The 19,729-nt window shown below is 40.8% G+C and carries 21 protein-coding genes; 11 read left to right on the forward strand and 10 right to left on the reverse strand.

The genetic code is table 11. The annotated features are described in order from the left end of the window. From ABI367_RS03015 to ABI367_RS03035, 5 genes are all read left to right on the forward strand, one after another. Nucleotides 1-1,254 (forward strand): OmpA family protein (locus ABI367_RS03015; RefSeq protein ID WP_462227909.1); only part of this gene is annotated, 1,254 nt, incomplete at its 5' end. Between the two features lie 96 nt (nt 1,255-1,350). Further along, nucleotides 1,351-1,494 carry a DUF6728 family protein gene (locus tag ABI367_RS03020; protein ID WP_462227910.1) on the forward strand — a complete coding sequence of 48 codons (144 nt, stop codon included), beginning with the start codon at nt 1,351-1,353 and terminating at the stop codon, nt 1,492-1,494. Between the two features lie 36 nt (nt 1,495-1,530). After that, nucleotides 1,531-1,911, forward strand: coding sequence for a RidA family protein (locus ABI367_RS03025; RefSeq protein ID WP_462227911.1), 381 nt, complete (start codon nt 1,531-1,533; stop codon nt 1,909-1,911). 10 nt (nt 1,912-1,921) lie between these two features. Beyond that, nucleotides 1,922-4,030 carry an ATP-dependent DNA helicase RecG gene (recG, locus tag ABI367_RS03030; protein WP_462227912.1) on the forward strand — a complete coding sequence of 703 codons (2,109 nt, stop codon included), beginning with the start codon at nt 1,922-1,924 and terminating at the stop codon, nt 4,028-4,030. 168 nt (nt 4,031-4,198) lie between these two features. Continuing rightward, a complete protein-coding gene (locus ABI367_RS03035; RefSeq protein ID WP_462227913.1) occupies nt 4,199-5,518 on the forward strand; it encodes an MFS transporter in 1,320 nt (439 codons plus the stop codon). A 129-nt stretch (nt 5,519-5,647) separates the two neighbouring features. Here ABI367_RS03035 and ABI367_RS03040 read toward each other — a convergent pair whose 3' ends face one another. The 7 genes from ABI367_RS03040 to rplM all read right to left on the reverse strand — a co-directional run bounded on the left by ABI367_RS03040 (nt 5,648) and on the right by rplM (nt 11,717). Next, complete coding sequence (locus ABI367_RS03040; RefSeq protein WP_462227914.1) at nt 5,648-7,417, reverse strand: ABC transporter ATP-binding protein; 1,770 nt, start codon at nt 7,415-7,417, stop codon at nt 5,648-5,650. Between the two features lie 73 nt (nt 7,418-7,490). Next, entirely contained in the window at nt 7,491-8,054 is a 564-nt protein-coding gene (gene frr / locus ABI367_RS03045) for a ribosome recycling factor (RefSeq protein ID WP_462227915.1), read from the reverse strand. 105 nt (nt 8,055-8,159) lie between these two features. Beyond that, nucleotides 8,160-8,864 (reverse strand): UMP kinase, encoded by a 705-nt coding sequence (gene pyrH / locus ABI367_RS03050; protein ID WP_462227916.1) that lies wholly within the window; start codon nt 8,862-8,864, stop codon nt 8,160-8,162. 158 nt (nt 8,865-9,022) lie between these two features. Continuing rightward, entirely contained in the window at nt 9,023-9,874 is an 852-nt protein-coding gene (gene tsf, locus ABI367_RS03055) for a translation elongation factor Ts (RefSeq protein ID WP_462227918.1), read from the reverse strand. Between the two features lie 105 nt (nt 9,875-9,979). Next, nucleotides 9,980-10,849, reverse strand: a complete 870-nt coding sequence (rpsB, locus tag ABI367_RS03060; protein ID WP_462227919.1) for a 30S ribosomal protein S2 — start codon at nt 10,847-10,849, stop codon at nt 9,980-9,982. An 18-nt stretch (nt 10,850-10,867) separates the two neighbouring features. Beyond that, on the reverse strand, nt 10,868-11,254 hold the full coding sequence (gene rpsI / locus ABI367_RS03065; protein WP_462227920.1) for a 30S ribosomal protein S9: 387 nt from the start codon (nt 11,252-11,254) through the stop codon (nt 10,868-10,870). Nucleotides 11,255-11,279: 25 nt separating this feature from the next. Beyond that, nucleotides 11,280-11,717, reverse strand: a complete 438-nt coding sequence (rplM, locus tag ABI367_RS03070) for a 50S ribosomal protein L13 (RefSeq protein ID WP_462227921.1) — start codon at nt 11,715-11,717, stop codon at nt 11,280-11,282. A gap of 259 nt (nt 11,718-11,976) precedes the next feature. On the opposite strand from rplM, the gene ABI367_RS03075 reads away from it, so the two are divergent. Beyond that, the gene (locus ABI367_RS03075; RefSeq protein WP_462258008.1) at nt 11,977-12,543 is read left to right on the forward strand and encodes a DUF2306 domain-containing protein; all 567 of its coding nucleotides are present in this window, start codon (nt 11,977-11,979) and stop codon (nt 12,541-12,543) included. A 279-nt stretch (nt 12,544-12,822) separates the two neighbouring features. On the opposite strand, the gene ABI367_RS03080 is transcribed toward ABI367_RS03075, so the two are convergent. Then, entirely contained in the window at nt 12,823-13,158 is a 336-nt protein-coding gene (locus ABI367_RS03080; RefSeq protein WP_462227923.1) for a DUF5615 family PIN-like protein, read from the reverse strand. Further along, complete coding sequence (locus tag ABI367_RS03085) at nt 13,158-13,400, reverse strand: DUF433 domain-containing protein (RefSeq protein ID WP_462227924.1); 243 nt, start codon at nt 13,398-13,400, stop codon at nt 13,158-13,160. The genes ABI367_RS03080 and ABI367_RS03085 overlap by 1 nt, the downstream gene beginning before the upstream one ends. Nucleotides 13,401-13,582: 182 nt before the next feature. Between ABI367_RS03085 and ABI367_RS03090 the strand changes: the two genes are divergently transcribed. Beyond that, entirely contained in the window at nt 13,583-14,044 is a 462-nt protein-coding gene (locus ABI367_RS03090; protein ID WP_462227926.1) for a MaoC family dehydratase, read from the forward strand. On the opposite strand, the gene ABI367_RS03095 is transcribed toward ABI367_RS03090, so the two are convergent. After that, complete coding sequence (locus ABI367_RS03095; RefSeq protein WP_462227927.1) at nt 14,041-15,234, reverse strand: anhydro-N-acetylmuramic acid kinase; 1,194 nt, start codon at nt 15,232-15,234, stop codon at nt 14,041-14,043. The genes ABI367_RS03090 and ABI367_RS03095 overlap by 4 nt on opposite strands. Nucleotides 15,235-15,313: 79 nt before the next feature. Here ABI367_RS03095 and ABI367_RS03100 point away from each other — a divergent pair, with 79 nt between their 5' ends. The 4 genes from ABI367_RS03100 to ABI367_RS03115 form a co-directional block, all read left to right on the forward strand. Continuing rightward, nucleotides 15,314-17,230: a glucosamine-6-phosphate deaminase gene (locus ABI367_RS03100; RefSeq protein WP_462227932.1), complete on the forward strand. Its 1,917-nt coding sequence runs from the start codon at nt 15,314-15,316 to the stop codon at nt 17,228-17,230. 42 nt (nt 17,231-17,272) lie between these two features. Next, nucleotides 17,273-17,632: a four helix bundle protein gene (locus ABI367_RS03105; RefSeq protein ID WP_462227928.1), complete on the forward strand. Its 360-nt coding sequence runs from the start codon at nt 17,273-17,275 to the stop codon at nt 17,630-17,632. An 88-nt stretch (nt 17,633-17,720) separates the two neighbouring features. After that, nucleotides 17,721-18,755: an acyltransferase family protein gene (locus ABI367_RS03110; RefSeq protein ID WP_462258009.1), complete on the forward strand. Its 1,035-nt coding sequence runs from the start codon at nt 17,721-17,723 to the stop codon at nt 18,753-18,755. 68 nt (nt 18,756-18,823) lie between these two features. Then, on the forward strand, nt 18,824-19,729 hold a 906-nt coding region (locus ABI367_RS03115; protein ID WP_462227931.1), incomplete at its 3' end, for a M16 family metallopeptidase.

Here is a 19,729-nt window from a genome sequence, read left to right on the forward strand (position 1 = left end):
GCCAAGGTATTTGGCGGAGCAGGACAGTACAATACATGGAGTATTGGTGTTAATGTTGGCGCAACATCACCTAAACTTGCTACTGGTGGATCAAGCGATTTTAACGGTAACAAAGTAGACTTTGGTGTCGGTGTTTCTCTTAGAGATCAAATTGGACACAGCTTCGGCATTCAGGGCGATTTACATTATGGCCATGTACAAGGCAATTCAGGTAGTGCGCCTTGGGTAACTGATGGTATTAGCGGTAATAACTATGCTTCTTACAAAACCGAATTTTGGCAAGGAAGCATTAGCGGTGTTCTTAACGTAGTAACAATTGATTACTTAAAACGTAAGAATGCTATCAATTTCTTCGTAATGGGTGGTTTGGGTTTAGCTTCATACCAACCAACCGTTTATGGTGCAAACACTCCAGGTCAACCTACAACTGCAACTGCAACCTGGCCTAACCATGTTACGGAGTTGGTTGTCCCAGTAGGTGTTGGTACTAAATTCCGCCTTACTGAACAATTGGCTTTAAACGTTGGTTATAATGAAAACTTTATTGATGGCGATAACTTTGATGGTGTTCACAGAGGATACCCAACTAAAGATCGTTACTCTTACGGTTATGCAGGTTTAGAGTATACTTTAGGCCCAAAATCAAAACCAAGCTTAGAGTGGGCAAACCCTGTTGCTATGATGTATGACGAGTTATATGACGAAGCTTTACGTCAGGAAGTTGCAGCTTTAAGAACCCGCGTTGGTAATGTTGAAACTGCTGTTAACGATCTGAAAAAAGATTCAGACGGCGATGGTGTTGCTGATCAATTTGACAAATGCCCTAACACTCCTGCCGGCAGCGTTGTTGACGGTTCTGGTTGCCCTATCGTATTCCCTAAAATTGATACTTCATTATTCATGAGAAAACCAGTTGGTGGTCCTGCTGCTGCTGCTTACTCAAACATTCAGTTTGAATTTGACAGCTCAGTATTACGTACTTCTGCTTACCCTGTATTAGATGCTACTTCTGCTGATCTTAGATCATCAGGTGCAAAAGTTGAAATTGACGGTTTCGCTTCATCTGAAGGTACTGCTGCTCATAACTTAGCTTTATCAAAAGACCGTGCTAACTCAGTAAAAACTTACTTAGTTAACTCAGGTGTTGATGCTAAAAAATTAAAAGTTAAAGCTTATGGCGAAACTCACCCAATAGCTACTAATGATACTGAAGACGGACGTGTACTAAACCGTCGCGTTGAATTCAAAAAATAATTTGAACTTCAGTTTATAATACAAAGGCTCTCCGTTATACGGGGAGCCTTTTTTGCTTAAGCCAAATTTGCATACTAAATTTATGTAAATTTGTATATGTACTTTTTCCGTAAAAAAGATCCTAACCGGCCAACCAGCTTCAATTTAAAGGTGATGCATACCATTAATGCTATTGCCATAATTATGTTTTTGCTTGGTATTATATGGAAACTGATAGATTGGTTTATTTTAAAAAGATAAACCGTTTTACGGTATAGTAATTATAACTACACATAAATGAAGAAGATAATAAACAGTAATGATGCCCCGCCGCCAGTTGGCCCATATAGCCACGCCGTAGTTGCGGGCGGTTTAATATTTGTTTCGGGGCAAATACCCCTGCACCCTTTTACCGGCGAACTGATAATTGACGACATAACCGTAGCTACTAACCTGATTATGGAAAATATTGGCGCTATATTAAACGAAGCCAAAGCGGGTTTTGATGATATTGTTAAAACCAGCATTTTTTTAACAGACATGGACAACTTTGCCGAGGTTAACGAGGTGTACAGCAGTTATTTTAAAAACAACTTCCCCGCGCGCGAAACCGTGCAGGTGGCCGCTTTGCCTAAAGGCGTTAATGTTGAAATATCAGTAATCGCAGTTAAATCCTGATAGATAGAAATTGAACAGCCAGGTATTTCAAACTCCTATTGAATATTTAAAAGGCGTTGGCACAGCCCGTGCCGACGTTTTAAAAAAGGAGTTAGGAATAGCCAACTTTGGCGCTCTGCTAAGCTACTACCCATACAAGCATATTGACCGTACGCGTTTTTATAAGATACGCGAGCTACAGCCCGATATGCCCCATGTACAGGTTATGGCCAGGCTGGTGAGCAAAGAAATTTTGGGCGAAAAACACACCAAACGCCTGGTGGCCCAGGTACAGGATGATACGGGTATACTTGAATTGGTTTGGTTCCAGGGTATAAAATGGATTGAAAAAAGCCTGGTGCCCGGCAAAGCGTATATACTGTTTGGCAAACCCGGATTTTTTAATGGTAAGGCGCAAATGCCACACCCCGAAACTGAGCTTTACTCGCCCGAGGCTTTAAAACGCAAGGGTAATATTACCTTGCAGCCCGCCTACAACTCAACCGAAAAGCTAAAGCAGTTTGCTTTAGATAGCAAGGGCATTGAAAAACTGACTACCACTTTACTAGAGCAGCACGCTAAAGATATTTCTGAAACACTACCGCTGTATATTATAAACCGGTTTAAGCTGATGGGCAGGGCCGATGCCTATAAAAATATACACTACCCCGAAGATACCGCTAAACTTAATGAGGCCCAATACCGGCTAAAGTTTGAAGAGCTTTTCTTTTTACAGTTAAAGCTTTTAAAAAACAAGCTATTGCGTGTACAAAAGTTTAAGGGCAATGTGTTTGAAAAAGTAGGGCATTATTTTAATGAATTTTATCAGCATAAATTACCTTTTGAACTTACCGGCGCGCAAAAGCGGGTACTTAAAGAGATTAGGCAGGATACCCAGCGCCCCGTACAAATGAACCGTTTGCTGCAGGGCGATGTTGGCAGCGGCAAAACCGTGGTAGCTTTAATGACCATGCTTATTGCCATTGATAATGGCTTTCAAACCTGTATAATGGCACCTACCGAAATACTGGCCAACCAGCATTATCAAACTATAAAAGATTTAGTAGGTGATGATTTTGTTGAAGTGGGACTGCTAACGGGTTCAACATCCAAAAAAAACAGAAAAATACTGCACGAAAAACTGGAGAGTGGCGAACTTAAAATACTGATAGGCACACATGCCTTAATTGAAGATAAGGTACAGTATAAAAACCTGGGCATGGTGGTTATTGATGAGCAACATCGCTTTGGGGTTGAGCAGCGGTCAAAACTATGGCAAAAAAGCGCCATACCGCCACATATATTGGTAATGACTGCCACACCCATACCCCGCACACTGGCTATGACGCTGTATGGCGATCTGGATGTATCAGTAATTGATGAATTGCCGGCCAACCGTAAACCCATAAAAACCGTTCATTATTATGAGAATAGCCGCCTGCGGATGTTTGGATTTATGCGGGAGGAAATAGCCAAAGGCAGGCAGATATATATTGTGTACCCGCTGATAAAAGAAAGCGAAAAGTTAGACCTGAAAAACCTGATGGATGGTTTTGAGGTGGTATCGCGCGAGTTCCCGCTGCCACAATACCGGGTAAGCGTTGTATATGGCAAAATACCTGCCGCTGATAAAGAGTTTGAAATGCAGCGCTTTGTAAAAGGCGAAACGCAGATAATGGTTGCCACTACAGTTATTGAGGTAGGCGTAAATGTGCCAAATGCTTCTGTAATGATCATTGAAAATGCAGAGCGCTTCGGACTGTCGCAATTACATCAGCTTAGAGGGCGCGTAGGGCGCGGTGCCGAACAATCGTACTGTATATTGATGAGTAACGACAAGCTAAGTCCCGATGGGCGCACAAGGCTTAATACGATGGTTAAAACCAATAACGGTTTTGAGATAGCGGAGATAGACCTACAGCTGCGCGGACCGGGTAATATTGAGGGCACCCAGCAAAGTGGTCTGCTCGACCTGAAAATAGCCGACCTTACCACCGACCAGGAACTACTGCAAACCGTACGCAAACTGGTAGAAAACATTTTTGCTATTGACCCGCAACTGGCACAGCCAGAAAACCAGGTATTAAATGAGGCCTTTAAAATTAATAAGCCGGGGTTAAGTTGGGATAAGATATCGTAATACATTAACCAACTTTCATTCCGAGTGATAACGAGAAATCTATACACTGCACAGCCTATTTGATTAGAATATGTATAGATCTCTCACTATGTTCGAGATGACAATCGCTTATAAAAATTAAATAATATCAGTTCCTAAGTTTTTTGAATTGTAAATTTGTAATACAATATGTCAGAAGCAGATAGTCAGCCTGTAAAAAAAGATCCTTTTTTAGCCCTTCGGTATAAAGATTTCCGCTCGTACCTGGGGATGCGGTTTTTCTTCACGTTTGCTTATCAGATGCAAACCACAGTGCTTGGCTTTTATATTTATACCATTACCCATAGTAAAGTTGCCATTGCGTTTATTGGGCTTAGTGAAGCAATTCCTGCTGTGGGCATAGCGCTTTACGGCGGCTATATTGCGGATAAGTATGAGAAGCGTAAAATGCTGCTGCTCATATATATTGGTGTGCTGTTATCATCATTGGTTATATTCACGGTTACCTTAAAGAGCATGAGCGGCTATATTCACATAGGGTGGATAGTACCTATAATGTATGCAATGATATTTTGTAATGGTGTTGCCCGTGCGTTTTACGGCCCGGCCACGTTTACCATTTATGCACATAGCGTACCCCGCGAAGTGTACCCTAATGCCAGTACATGGAGCAGTACAAGCTGGCAAATAGCTTCTATTTTGGGGCCGATGGTGGCAGGCTTTACATATGCTTTCGGGGATAAGATGATTGCGGGCATCTCGGGCATGACAGCAACTTTTAGTATAATCTTATTATCCCTATTGATAGCTTTACTATTGGTATATCAATTGCGTAAATATCCTGCTGTATTTATACCCAAAGAAAATATTTGGAAAAGCCTCTCTGCCGGGCTAAATTTTGTTTTTACAAACAAAATGATGCTTTATGCCATGAGTCTTGATCTGTTTTCGGTATTTTTTGGGGGCGCTGTAGCTTTATTACCCGTATTTGCTTTGGATATTCTGAAAGTAGGCCCCGAAGGCTTAGGTATTATGCGTATGGCGTCCTCTCTTGGCGCGGCTATTACCATGATCGTAATGGTACGTTTTTCGCCTATGGATAAACCGTGGCGCAACTTGCTGATAGCTGTTGCAGGATTTGGATGCTGCATCATCGGTTTCGGCTTATCCACCAGCTTTTACATAACGCTGCTATTCTTGTTTGGGCAAGGTGCTTTTGATGCTGTAAGCGTTATTATTCGCGGTACCTTAATCCAGTTACTGACACCCGACGAGATGCGGGGCAGGGTATCAGCAGTAAGTTCCATGTTCATAGGCTCTTCTAACGAAATTGGCGACTTTGAATCGGGTATAGCGGCTAAACTATTAAACACCGTACCCGCGGTTTTATTTGGTGGTAGCATGACGTTGTTGATAGTAACATTTACCTACTTTAAAACCAAAAATCTTTTGCCATTATCATTAAATGATATACACGTTGTGAAAGAAGAAGATCAGGATAACGTATAGTATAAACTATTGTAAAACGTCTTTTTCACTTTACACTTGCCATCTCAAAACGTAGTGAGAGATCTATACACGTTTTTACCGATGCAAATGTATAGATTTCTCCTTCGTCGAAATGACAATAAAGTTGGATTAACCAGCCAACTCTTCAACTTCAACCTTCTCGCCAATTTGCTGGCGCCACATAGCGTAGTACAAACCTTTTTGCGCTATCAGATCCAGGTGTTTACCCGATTCAATGATACGGCCTTTTTCAAGCACATATATCCTGTCGGCATGCATAATGGTTGATAAACGGTGTGCAATCAAAATGGTAATATAATCTCGCATCACCGATACATCCCGGATGGTTTCGGTTATGGATTCTTCTGTCAATGAATCTAAAGATGACGTAGCCTCATCAAACACCAATAAGTCGGGTTGACGAAGCAACGCGCGGGCTATTGAAAGACGCTGCTTTTCGCCGCCGGATACTTTTACACCACCTTCGCCAATTACAGTATCTAAACCATTGCTGGCACGCGCCATTAGGGTTTGGCAGGCGGCTTTTTCCAATACATCTAAACATTCAGCATCGGTAGCACCCGGGCGCACAAATAGCAGGTTCTCGCGTATGGTACCCGAAAATAGCTGCGTATCCTGCGTAACAAAGCCTACATGCTCGCGCAATTGGTCAAGATCAATTTCCTTGCTTAATACATCATTGTATAAAATATCGCCCTGCATGGGTTGATACAAGCCCACCAACAACTTCACCAAAGTGGTTTTACCCGAACCCGATGGGCCAACAAAAGCTATAGTTTCGCCGCTGTGTACCTCAAAGCTAATATTGTTTAGCGCGTTGCGCGTTGCGGTTAAATGTTTAAAAGTTACGTTATCAAAGGTTAGTTTGCTTACTTTATCCAGCAATACAGGCTTCTCGGGTTTTATATCAATAGGTGTATTTATAATACGCTCAAAATTACCTAATGATACCTGTGCCTCGCGCCATGACTGTATTACATTGCCCAACTCCTGCAACGGATTAAATAAATAGAATGAGTAAAATAAGAATTGGAAATAATTCCCCGCTGTTAGCTGATGTCTAAAGATCAATATCATTAAAATAAGCATCATAACGCTGCGTACCAGGTTCACTACGGTACCTTGTATAAAGCTCATGCTGCGCACAAATTTTACCTTTTTAAGTTCAAGGTCAAGTATTTTATAGGTAGTTTTATTGAGCCTTTCTATTTCCTGCTTAGCCAGGCCCAGGCTTTTTACCAGCTCAATATTTCTTAACGATTCGGTGGTCGACCCCGCTAAAGCAGTGGTTTCTGATACTATATTTTTTTGGATAGTTTTAATGCGCTTGCTTAACGCGCTGCTTACATAGGCAATAATAGGTATGGCAGCAAAATAAACTAGTGTAACCTGGTAATTTACCTTTAATGAATAAATGATAACAAATACCATCCCTACTAAACTTACAAAGAGCACGCTGATAAACGAGGTAATAAACTTTTCGCAATCCTGCCTTACTTTTTGCAGTATACCCAGGGTTTCGCCGCTGCGCTGGTCTTCAAATACCTGGTAAGGTAGTTCCAGCGAGTGCTTTAAACCATCACTGTACATTTGCGCACCGGTTTTTAAAACAATGATGTTGGTAAAATAATCCTGGAAGTTTTTTGCTATACGCGATACCATGGCCGCGCCAATAGACAGTCCGACAAGTATCAGAGAGCCATGCAGGCGATATTCAAAAGTAAAGATCTTGCTATCCTGCGGAATAATATAATTGTCCAATAACTTACCGGTTATCAACGGTTCAAAAAGCGAGAACCCTATATTTATGCTGGCAAGCAGCAACGCCAGTAGTACTGTCCAGCGGTAATTTTTTAAGTAGGATATAAGTATGTTCATATATAAATGTAAAAATAAAAAAAGGGAACGGCTAACAAGCTCATTCCCTTTAATTTGACAATCAGGTTAAATATTAAACCGTCATTATATCTTTTTCTTTAGCTTCTGATAGCTGATCTACCTTTGCAATATACCCATCAGTTAGTTTTTGTATCTCGGCTTCGCCGGTTTTCATTTCATCTTCTGATACACCCTCGGTTTTTAGTTTCCGTATTTTTTCATTGGCATCTTTACGGATGTTACGGATGGCGACCTTACCCATTTCGGCCTCAGCTTTAGCTTTTTTTACCAAATCACGGCGGCGTTCTTCGGTTAAAGGTGGTACGTTAATGCGTATAATAACCCCATCATTTTGAGGGTTAACGCCCAGGTTAGCTTCCATTATAGCTTTTTCAATAGCAACAAGCATTGATTTTTCCCAGGGCTGTACCACTATGGTACGCGCATCAGGTGTATTTACGCTGCCAACTTGGCTTAACGGTGTAGGGCTGCCATAATAGTCAACCATTACATCATCCAGCATAGATGGGCTTGCCTTGCCTGCGCGTATTTTATTTAATTCGTTATCTGCATGGTCAATGGCTCTATCCATTGCTGCCTTTGCATCACTAACTTGTTTTTTAATGAGTTCGCTCATCGCTTTAAATTTTTGTCAAAAATATAAATTAGAATCAAGAGTCGAGAATCAAGAGTTAAGACTATTTACATTTCTTAATTCTTGGCTCTTATTTCTTGACTCTTTCTATCTAACCAACGTACCAATAGCATCGCCGTTGGCTATTTTCATAAAGTTACCCTCTTTGTTCATATCAAAAACAATAATAGGCAATTTGTTTTCCTGGCAAAGGGTAATGGCAGTCATATCCATTACGTTTAGGCCCTTATCATATACTTCCTGAAAAGTTATTTCATCATAACGTGTAGCAGTTGGATCCTTCTCCGGGTCAGCGGTATAAATACCATCAACACGGGTACCTTTTAACACCACATCGGCTTTTATTTCGATAGCACGCAGGGATGCGGCAGTATCTGTAGTAAAATAAGGGTTACCGGTACCTGCGCCAAATATTACTATTTTACCAACCTCTAAATGGTGCATGGCCCGGCGGCGGATATAAGGCTCGCAAATCTGCTCCATTTTAATGGCCGATTGCAGGCGGGTTTCAACACCAATTGTTTCCAGCGCATTTTGAAGCGCCATACAATTAATAACGGTTGCCAACATACCCATATAATCGGCCTGGGCACGCTCCATGCCCGATTTTTCGGCACTCAATCCCCTAAAAATATTACCTCCTCCAACAACTATAGCAATTTCAATACCCTTGTCGTAAACTGCTTTAATATCATGCGCATATTGCAGTACCTGTTGGTTATCAATGCCATACTGCCTGTCGCCCATTAACGATTCGCCGCTGAGTTTTAATAATATTCTTTTGTATTTCATGAAGTTGAGAGGTTTACCAAAAATATAGAATTAATGCTATTGTTAAAATTTTATATTTTAATTGTTAAATTCCGTGGAGACGCAATATATTGTGTTTCTACGATTAAAAAATTTTAGACAAAAAAAATCCCCGCTTTTCAGCGGGGATTTAAAAATATTTAAGCTCCTAAAGCTACTCGCTTAAACGCGGTAACCGTAAGCCCCTTATTAACGCTGTCCAAAAACTGCGCAACATTTTTTGAAGAGTCTTTAACAAACTCCTGATTTAATAAGGTAGAGTCTTTATAGAATTTATTCAGCTTACCGGCAGCAATTTTTTCAACCATTTCTTCTGGTTTACCTTCGGCACGTATCTGGTCTTTAGCAATTTCCAGCTCACGTTCAATAACTGTAGAATCAACACCATCCTTATCAATAGCAACAGGGTTCATAGCGGCAATTTGCATAGCTACGTCTTTACCAGCTTCGTCAGCACCGGCAACGTTAGCACTTAAGCCAACCAATACCGCTAAACGGAAGTTACCATGTATATAAGCAATAACTTTTTCGCCTTCAACAACTTCGTATTTAGATACGCCTATTTTCTCGCCAATTTTACCTGTTTTATCAATAGTAGCTTCTCCGATAGTGATGCGTGAGTTTTCAACGTCTATAGACAGTTGATTTAATTCTTCTACTGATTTTGGATTATGCTCAACCGCTTCGTTAGCAATCGCATTAGCAAAAGCAACAAACTCGGCGTTTTTAGCCACAAAGTCAGTTTCGCAGTTTAATTCAATGATAACACCGCGTTTTCCGTCAGCAGATGTACGTGCTATAACCACACCCTCGTTTGATTCTCTGTCCTGACGGCTGGCAGCAACTTTAGCACCTTTTTTTCTTAAAAAGTCAATAGCTGCTTCAAAGTCGCCATTAGTTTCGGTTAATGCTTTTTTGCAATCCATCATACCGGCACCAGTTTGCTGGCGCAGCTTATTTACGTCGGTTGCAGATATTTGTACTGTAGACATGTTTTAAAGTTTTAAATGTTATAGAAAGTTATAATTGTTGAAAAGGTTGTAAATGTTATAAGTGTTAAAAACCTTTATAACATCTACAACCCTTACAACTTAATATTATTCTTCTGTTTCGTCAGCAGATGCGCTTGGGGCTTCGTCAGCAATAGCAGCTTCGGCTTCAACCGCTACTTTGCGTGTTCTTTTACCCTCTGCGGCAGGAGCTCTATCGGCAACTTCAGGAGCATCCGCTTTAGCTTTAGCTTGCGCTGCTTCTTTTTCAGCCTCGTCATCCTTTTCGCGTTTGCGTTCCTCTAAGCCTTCTTCAATAGCTTTGATGATGATACCTGTTATCAATGAAATTGATTTGGTAGCATCGTCATTTGCAGGGATAGGGAAATCAATGTTTGAAGGATCAGAGTTAGTATCAACCATTGCAAAGGTTGGGATGTTTAACTTTAACGCTTCTGATACCGCGATGTGTTCTTTTTTAACGTCAATTAAAAACAAAGCGGCAGGTAAGCGATTTAAATCGGCAATACCGCCCAATAAAGTTTCTAATTTGATACGCTCACGTTGTATCATCAGTCTTTCTTTTTTAGAAAGGTTGCTATAAGTACCGTCTTTAGTCAATTTATCGATGTTTGACATCTTTTTGATTGACTTGCGTACGGTAGCAAAGTTGGTTAACATACCACCTAACCAACGCTCGGTTATGAAAGGCATGTTTACACCTTTTGCATGTTCAGCAACAATATCTTTCGCTTGTTTCTTTGTAGCTACGAATAATACTTTACGTCCTGATTTTACAATTTGTTTTATAGCTGCAGCAGCTTCTTCAACCTTAGTTAAGGTTTTGTTTAAGTCGATAATGTGAATACCGTTGCGCTCCATAAAAATGTACTGTGACATTTTCGGATCCCATTTGCGGGTAAGGTGACCAAAGTGTACACCTGCATCCAGTAATTCGTCGTATGTTGTTCTTGCCATTTTGTTGTCCTCCTTTGATTAACGTTTACTGAATTGGAATTTCTTACGAGCTTTCTTGCGTCCTGGTTTTTTACGCTCAACCATACGGTCATCACGTGTCATTATACCTTTAGCGCGAAGTGCTGGTTTCTTATCAGCATCAAGTTCAACAATGGCTTTCGCGATAGCTAAACGAACGGCTTCTGCCTGTCCTTTTACGCCACCACCTGCAACATTAGCTTTTACATCAAATAATCCGGTTGAACCAGAAACCTCAGTTGACTGAGTTACGATGTATTGCAATGGCAATGTAGGGAAGTACTCTTTGTAATCTTTACCGTTTACGGTAATTGCGCCGCTACCTTCGGTAAGGTAAATGCGGGCAACGGCTGTTTTTCTTCTGCCTGAAGTGTTTGTTGTTGGCATTTCTTTTCTCCTTTAAAATTAAAAGTTAAATGGCTGTTGGGTTTTGTGCTGCATGTGGGTGCTCGGCGCCTGCATATACATGCAAATTGCCAAACAATGCTTTGCCCAAACGACTTTTAGGTAACATACCACGCACGGCTTTTTCAATTACGCGTGTTGGATGTTTTGCCATTAACTCCTTAGGAGAAATGAAGCGCTGACCACCCGGGTAACCGGTGTAAGAAACATATTGTTTATCGCTAAACTTGTTTCCGGTCAACTTTACCTTGTCTGCGTTGATAACTATTACATTATCACCACAGTCTACGTTTGGGGTAAATTCAGGCTTGTTTTTTCCACGAATGATCATTGCGATCTTTGTAGACAAGCGCCCCAAAATCTCGCCTTGTGCGTCAACAACAACCCATTGTTTGTTAACGGTTTTTTTGTTGGCTGAGACAGTTTTGTAACTTAACGTATTCACTTGCTTTAAATTAAATTAATTAAACGTTTATTATACCCCGCTTTTTCGGGACTGCAAAGATACGCTTATTTGTTTTATTTGCAAGGGGATGTAGTGGAATTTGTTAAAAAAGCAAAGAGGAAAAAATAGGCGTTAGTTAAGCTCCGCAATCATTACGTACATTAGCTGCAACCTTTACATGAAATAATCACTGGAAACGGCAAAATACATATTTAAATATTTATGCATTTATCTTGCGTTAAGCCTGGCCACCTTTTTAATGTTGCGGGGCATTGTGCAATACTACCCTATGCAGGATAATATTGGTTTCTTACAGTTTAAGCAAGCTTACATTCATATTCTCCCCTGGAAAATAGCTTTTTACACACATGTATTCAGCATTATATTCGCTTTATTGGCTGGTTTCACACAATTCTCAAACATTATACTTCAACAACACAGGCCGCTGCACAAGCTAATGGGTAAGATATATGTTTTCGATATTTTACTGATCAATTTTCCCGCGGCTATGATTATGGCCATATATGCCAACGGTGGCCTACCTACAAAGACAGCATTTGTTATTTTAGATTGTTTATGGTTTTGGTTTACTTATAAAGGACTCATCGCCATAAAAAATAAAAATGTAATTAGGCATAAACAATTTATGCTACGCAGCTATGCACTCACACTATCTGCTGTTACCTTGCGGTTATGGAAAATAGTTATCTCAAGCTTTGTACATGTAGATCCGGTTACTCTTTATATGATAGATGCCTGGCTGGGCTTTATCCCCAACTTATTGTTTGCCGAATGGCTGATCAGAAATAAGAGGCTTATCGCGTAATGTTAATGTTGACGATAATAAGATAAAAAATAGCAAAGGCTATTAAAAAAAATGTGGCAATTGCTACCAGCCAACTTATGGTTTTAGCATTGTTATTATTGTTTTTTCGCAGCTTACTCAGTAAACCAATAAATATAAAATACGACGGAGCCAACGCTATGGCAATGATTAGTCCAAAAAATAAAATGTTCGCTATCATGCAATTAGGTTGATGGTTGCTTATATCAAATATATAAAAACAGAATTAACATTTGCTGCGTGTTAGCCTGTTATTTAATATTAAAAAACATCTAATGTATCAATGGAAGCAATTACCATTCTATGTTTTTTTATCAAGGCACAAATTTGTTCCCAATAGCGTGCAAAGTATGCTTCGAGGTCTTTTCGCCCCTGTTGTTGAAGTTTAAAATAGACGATTTTGGGAGCTACTTTTGCTTGAATCATCCAATGAAAATAATCAGAATCGCGGGTAAGGATGATCAGGTCATTTTCAAGTGCATAATCCCAAATTGCTTTATCGGGAAAAGCATCGCCCCAATCGTGTGCGAAAGAAAAGTTGGCAGTATTAAACCAGGTAAATTTGCGTGGAAGATTAGCGTCAACCAAAAACTTCATTAAGCCACTTGCTTATTTGATAGCGGAATATTGATATGGTCTGCCATCAAAGCCGAGTATTCCAAAACAGCGGTGATGTCTTCCTTTTCTAAAAAAGGAAAAGATTCAAAAATTTCAGCCTCAGTTTCGCCTGCCGCTAAATGGCTCAATAAGGTATGCACCGTTAAACGCTTACCCCTGATGGTAGGCTTTCCATTACATAGCCCTGGAATAGAAGTAATTCTGTTTAAATGTGATTCCATAAAGTAAAATTAAGAATTCTTTTTTAATAAGGTGCAAATAAGTGCTTTCTTCTGTCTGCGAGAATTTTTTTCACCTCATCTTGTGTATAATAAATATTAAATTCAATAACCTTCGTATTATCATGTTATTGATGATATCATAAGGTTTACTATTTTTACCCCCACCATTATAAACACCGTATATGATAACCATAAAAAACTACGCCGAATTTGAAACCTATTTAGGCAAAGAGATCGGCACATCCGGCTGGCATTTAATTGATCAGGATCAGATCAACAAATTTGCTGAGGCTACTATAGATCATCAATGGATACATACCGATCCGGAAAGGGCGGCAATTGAAAGCCCGTTCAAGACCACTATAGCGCATGGTTATTTAACGGTATCATTGTTACCATACTTTTGGCACCAGATAGCTGATGTGCAAAACCTAAAAATGCAGATCAATTACAGTATTGATAATATCCGTTTTGGGCAGGCCGTAGCGGTTAACAGCAAAGTAAGACTGATAGCCACCCTGGCAGCTATTATAAACCTGCGCGGCATTACCAAAGCCACCATAGGCGTTACCATGGAAATTGAAGGCGAAAAGAAACCGGCTTATACGGGTGAGGTGGTATTTTTATACCATTTTAATAATTAAACCGGAAAACTAAACTTTCCCATCAAAACTGCAGGGTTATTGCCAATGGTCATTGGCTCACCGGCTAAGGCTTCATTACCTAACAATGCAAACAATATAGCCTCTTTAGCGTCGGGGTTAATACCCAACGCATCAGTACCAGCAACTGTTGCCGTTGGTAATGCCTGTTTTATCATATCCATTAATAATGGGTTACTTGCCCCGCCGCCGCTGGCAAATAAATGCAGATCATCAACCGGGAAATTGGCCTTTATAAAATTAGCTATTGACTGTGCGGACAGGGCAGTGAGCGTTCTTACCAAATCTGGCAAAGGTATTTGGGTCGCATTTGATGCCTGCTGCGCTGCATCTACATAAGCTAAATTAAACAACTCCGGTCCGGTGGTTTTTGGCGCGGGTTCAATAAAAAATGGATGTGCTAATAATGCCGTTAACAAAGCTTGGTTAACGTTTCCTCCTAACGCAATAGCGGCATCCTTATCAAAAGGTTTATTAAAATATTTTTTGCAGGCAGCGTCTATTAATGTATTACCGGGACCAATATCCGTACATAAAACTTTGTTCAGGTCGCCATTGGCGGGTAGGTAAGTCAGGTTGGCAATACCACCAATATTTAGTAGCACCCTGTTTTGGCCAGCTTTGCTGCCCAATAATACATCGCCATATAAAGCTAATGGTGCGCCTTCGCCGCCGGCTGCAATGTGCTTTTGCCTGAAATCACTAATAGTTAATATCCCCGTTTTAACGGCTATATGGTCGCCATCGCCAATTTGTAAAGTAGCATTTGGGTAGCCGGGCTGTTTATGCAGGCTTTGGGGCGCATGGTAAATAGTTTGACCGTGACTCGCTATAAAATCAACATCGGCAGGGTTAACCTTCCATTCTGCTAATACCTTCAATATCAATTCGCCATGAAAAGAGCCTATAAAATCATTCAGTAAACACACCTTTTCCAGGTCGACCATCCGTTTGGAAAATACTGACCGCACTTCATCCTTAAAATGATCATCGTAGGAAATGGTAGTAAAATTGAGCAGCTTAAACTTTGTTTGCAAGCCTGTACCGGTAAATTGGCAAAGCGCTATGTCCAGCCCATCTAATGAGGTGCCCGACATGAGCCCGATACCCAGTTTGACAGGCTTTTGCGCAACGGATACTAATTTTTGCAGATTTTGGTTCAATGCTAACATGGGTTTAAATTACTTATTTGTAGCCGATGCGCAAAAGTTAAATTATATCCAGATATATTTGTTTAAAGCCCCGAACATTATGGCCCGATTAAATTTACTTGAAGAAACCCGTTACGAAAAGCTACCTGTAAGCGTATATCCTACTGCTGCTGCTGCATCCATAGCGGTAGCAAACAAAATAGCCGCGCTGATACGCGCCAAAGATGCCAAAGGCGAAAAGACAGTATTAGGGCTGGCTACAGGAGTTACCCCTATCGGCGTTTATAATGAATTGGTGAGGCAACACCGGGAGGCCGGGTTAAGTTTTAAAAACGTAATAACCTTTAACCTGGATGAGTACTATCCTATGCAACCAACAGCGGTGCAAAGCTACGTTACGTTTATGAACCAGCATTTATTTGATAAGGTAGATATTGACCGAAAGAACATTCATATACCCGATGGCACCTTAAAGCAGGAAGATATAGCTGCATTTTGCCTGGACTATGAAAAACAAATAGAAGCGCTTGGCGGCCTTGACCTGCAAATATTAGGCATAGGGCGAACCGGACACATCGGATTTAACGAACCGGGCTCGGCGCCAAATTCGGGTACGCGACTGGTTACTTTAGATGATTTGACCCGTACAGACGCTTCGCGCGATTTTGGGGGGAAAGAGCGGGTGCCAACCAAGGCTATAACCATGGGTATTGGCACCATATTTAAGGCCCGCGAGATTATCCTGATGGCGTGGAGCAAAAAGAAAGCACCTATAGTTAAAAAAGCTGTTGAGGGAGAAATATCGGGCGAGGTGCCTGCTACTTATTTGCAACTATCTGACAATGTAGAATTTGTTTTGGATGCCGATGCCGCGTCAGCGTTAACTCGTTTTGATACCCCGTGGCTGGTAAAAGATTGCGTTTGGGATAATACGCTAAAAAAGAAGGCCGTAATATGGCTATCCGGCAAGGTAAACAAACCTATTTTAAAGCTGGTTGAAGAAGATTACAATAATAACGGCATGGCACAACTGGCCGTGGAGCAAGGCCCCGTTTACCAGATAAATATTGATATTTTTAACCAGATACAGCATACGATTACCGGTTGGCCGGGCGGCAAACCAGGGGCAGATGATAGTCAGCGGCCCGAGCGTGCTTTGCCTGCCCAAAAGCGCAGTATCATATTTTCGCCGCACCCGGATGATGATGTCATATCTATGGGTGGTACATTTATCCGTTTAGTAGACCAGGGGCACGATGTGCATGTAACTTACCAAACATCAGGCAACACCGCTGTTTGGGATGATGATGTATTGCGGTATACCGAGTTTGCTATTGACTTTAATAAAAACATTGGCGAAGACACTACCAAACTACAAACCATACACGATGAGATGCGCGCGTTCTTCGCCACCAAACAACCTAACCAACCAGATACGCCCGAAGCGCGGGATGTAAAAGGGTTTATCCGTAAATCGGAAGCGATATCTGCTGCGCGATATGCCGGGCTGCCAGATGACCATATACATTTTATGGCTTTACCATTTTATGAAACAGGTAAGGTAAAAAAGGACCCGGTTAGTGATATCGATATACATTTAACGGTAGACCTGCTGCAAAAAGTAAAGCCGCATCAAATATTCGCCGCAGGCGATTTTGCCGACCCGCACGGCACGCACGTAGTATGCTTTAATATTATTTTAAAAGCGCTTAAACAACTTGAAGCCGAACCCTGGATAAAAGACTGCTGGTTATGGATGTACCGCGGCGCCTGGCAGGAGTTTGATACTTATGAAATTGAGATGGCGGTACCATTATCGCCGGCAGAAGTGATAAGGAAACGCGAGGCTATTTTTAAGCATCAAAGCCAAAAGGATAAGGCAGTTTTCCCGGGTGAGGATTCGCGCGAGTTTTGGGTAAGAGCGGAGGATAGGAATAGAGAGACCGCTGAAAAATATGACAACCTGGGGTTATCAGAATATGCCGCGATGGAAGCTTTTAAACGATACAAGTTTTGAGTGATGAGTAGTGAGTTTTGAGTTTTTTCCTTAAGTTTAAAGATGCAAGATTTCAAAAAGTTGCTAGTATGGCAAAAATCTTTCGAACTAATTATAGTGACATACAAGTTAACTGCGCACTTTCCTTCTGAAGAGAAGTATAGTTTAACTAGCCAAACAAGAAGGGCAGTTGTTTCAATTTCTAATAATATTGCTGAGGGTTGCGGCAGATTTACACAAAATGATTTAGTTCATTTTCTACAGATGTCATTGGGCTCAACCAATGAAGTTGAAAACTGCTTTTTAATTACTCAGGAATTAGGCTATCTTTCTAAAGAAGGGTTTGAAACCTTGAATCAACAAAATACAGAAATTCGAAAGATGCTACTTTCGTTAATAGATAAAATCAGAAAGGGTAAATAGTATTCAGATGACAGCGAACTCAAAACTCAAAACTCAAAACTCACGACTATTATCCCTCGACATTTTCCGCGGCATTACCGTAGCGGCTATGATCCTCGTAAACAATCCCGGCGACTGGGGCCATATCTACGCGCCACTGGAACATTCTGTATGGAATGGCTGTACCCCTACCGACCTGATATTCCCTTTCTTTCTTTTTATCGTAGGGGTATCCATAGTTTATGCCATGGAGACAAAAGCCGCGGTTGTTAGTAATCACCCTAAAATAATATGGGGTGCATTACGGCGCTCAGTAATATTAATAATTATCAGCCTAATTACGCAGTTATTATTCCATCCCGGCTTTGCTCATTTAAGGTTTCCCGGCGTATTACAGCGCATAGCGGTTGTATATTTTATATGTACCATCATATATTTAAAAACCTCACAAAAAACCCGCGACTGGCTGATAGTAATATTATTAATTGGTTATTATGTTGTACTCAACTTTGTGCCGGTGCCCGATACCGGCCATGCCAGTTTAGAGCCCGCCGCCAACATAGGCGCCTGGCTTGATCGCACCGTATTTACTACAAACCATTTGTGGAGCGAATCGCATACCTGGGACCCTGAAGGGCTGTTGGGTACGCTGCCCGCTATAGTTACAGGTTTAATAGGCATACGGGTAGGTAGCTGGTTAAAACGAAAAGATCGCGATGACAACGTTAAAGTAAGCTGGCTGCTTACCTATGGCGTATTAGCTATAGTTACCGGTTTAATTTGGGGCTTGTTTTTCCCCATTAATAAAGCGTTATGGACAAGTTCGTACGTATTATACGCAGGTGGCTGGGCCATTGTGGGCTTGGGTATTTGTTACTGGCTTATTGATGTGCAGGGATATAAAAAATGGGCTTCCCCATTTGTGGCTTTTGGTGTTAACGCTTTGCCCGCTTATATACTATCCAACTATATACCGCATTATTTAAACAAGTTAAAGTTTGGCGGCGCTACTATTTATCAAACACTATATGCGCCTTACTTTTCGCCTTTTAATGCTTCGGTTGCAAGTGCTGTAGTGCTGGTATTGCTCATTTGGTTATTAATGTGGATATTGTACCTTCGCAAGATCATTATAAAGGTGTAATAATTTAATTTTCAATACTATTTAACTACTCCTTTCGTTTTTGCATCTTAGCACAATTTTAAACCAATATGAATTTTAGTAAAATCATTTTTACAAGCTTTGCAGCTTTAATAATAACTACTGCCGGTTTTGCACAGGTAAAGAAAAAACCTGTAAAATCGCCAAAAAGCAAACCTGTTGCCGCCGCAACCCAGCAGAAACCCGCTATTTTACCTATTGACCCCAATGTTGTAATTGGTAAACTACCTAATGGTTTAACTTATTATATACGCAACAACGGTTTGCCAAAAAATTTGGCAACGCTTATGCTGGTAAATAAGGCAGGGTCGGTGCTTGAATCAGACGCACAGCGGGGGGCAACGCACTTTGTTGAACACATGGCATTTAATGGCACGCGCAATTTTCCTAAAACCGATTTAACCACTTATTTAAACAGCAGAGGTGCAGGAAATGGCCCGGACCAAACGGCAACCTCTTCATTTGACGAAACAGTATACCAATTATCATTGCCTACAGATACTGCCAGCATATTTGATAAGGGCTTTAAACTTTTAGCTGACTGGGCCGGCAATATTACTTTTGATGCTGCCGAAATAGAAAAAGAACGTGCTAAAATTATAAACGAAATAAATACAACGGGTAACACTTCCCAAGAAAGAATTCAAAAACAAAGTATTCCTTTTTTGCTAAAAAATTCAAGGTATGCTTCGCGTTTTCCTATCCCGGATGCAGACGCGTTTAAAAAGCTGAGTGTTGATGCTATAAAAAGTTTTTATCATGACTGGTACCGCCCGGATATGCAGGCAATAATAGTTGTGGGTGATTTTGATGTAAAACGTGTTGAACAATTAATAAAAGATAATTTTTCGGCTTTAAAAAACCCTGCACCTGAAAAACCACGAACAATTTATGCAGGTGTGCCAAGCACCGGTACGTCAGTAAACTTCATAACGGACAAAGATTTTCAGTATGAG

It is taken from the genome of Mucilaginibacter sp. (assembly GCF_039935595.1).
Taxonomy (GTDB): Bacteria; Bacteroidota; Bacteroidia; order Sphingobacteriales; family Sphingobacteriaceae; genus Mucilaginibacter.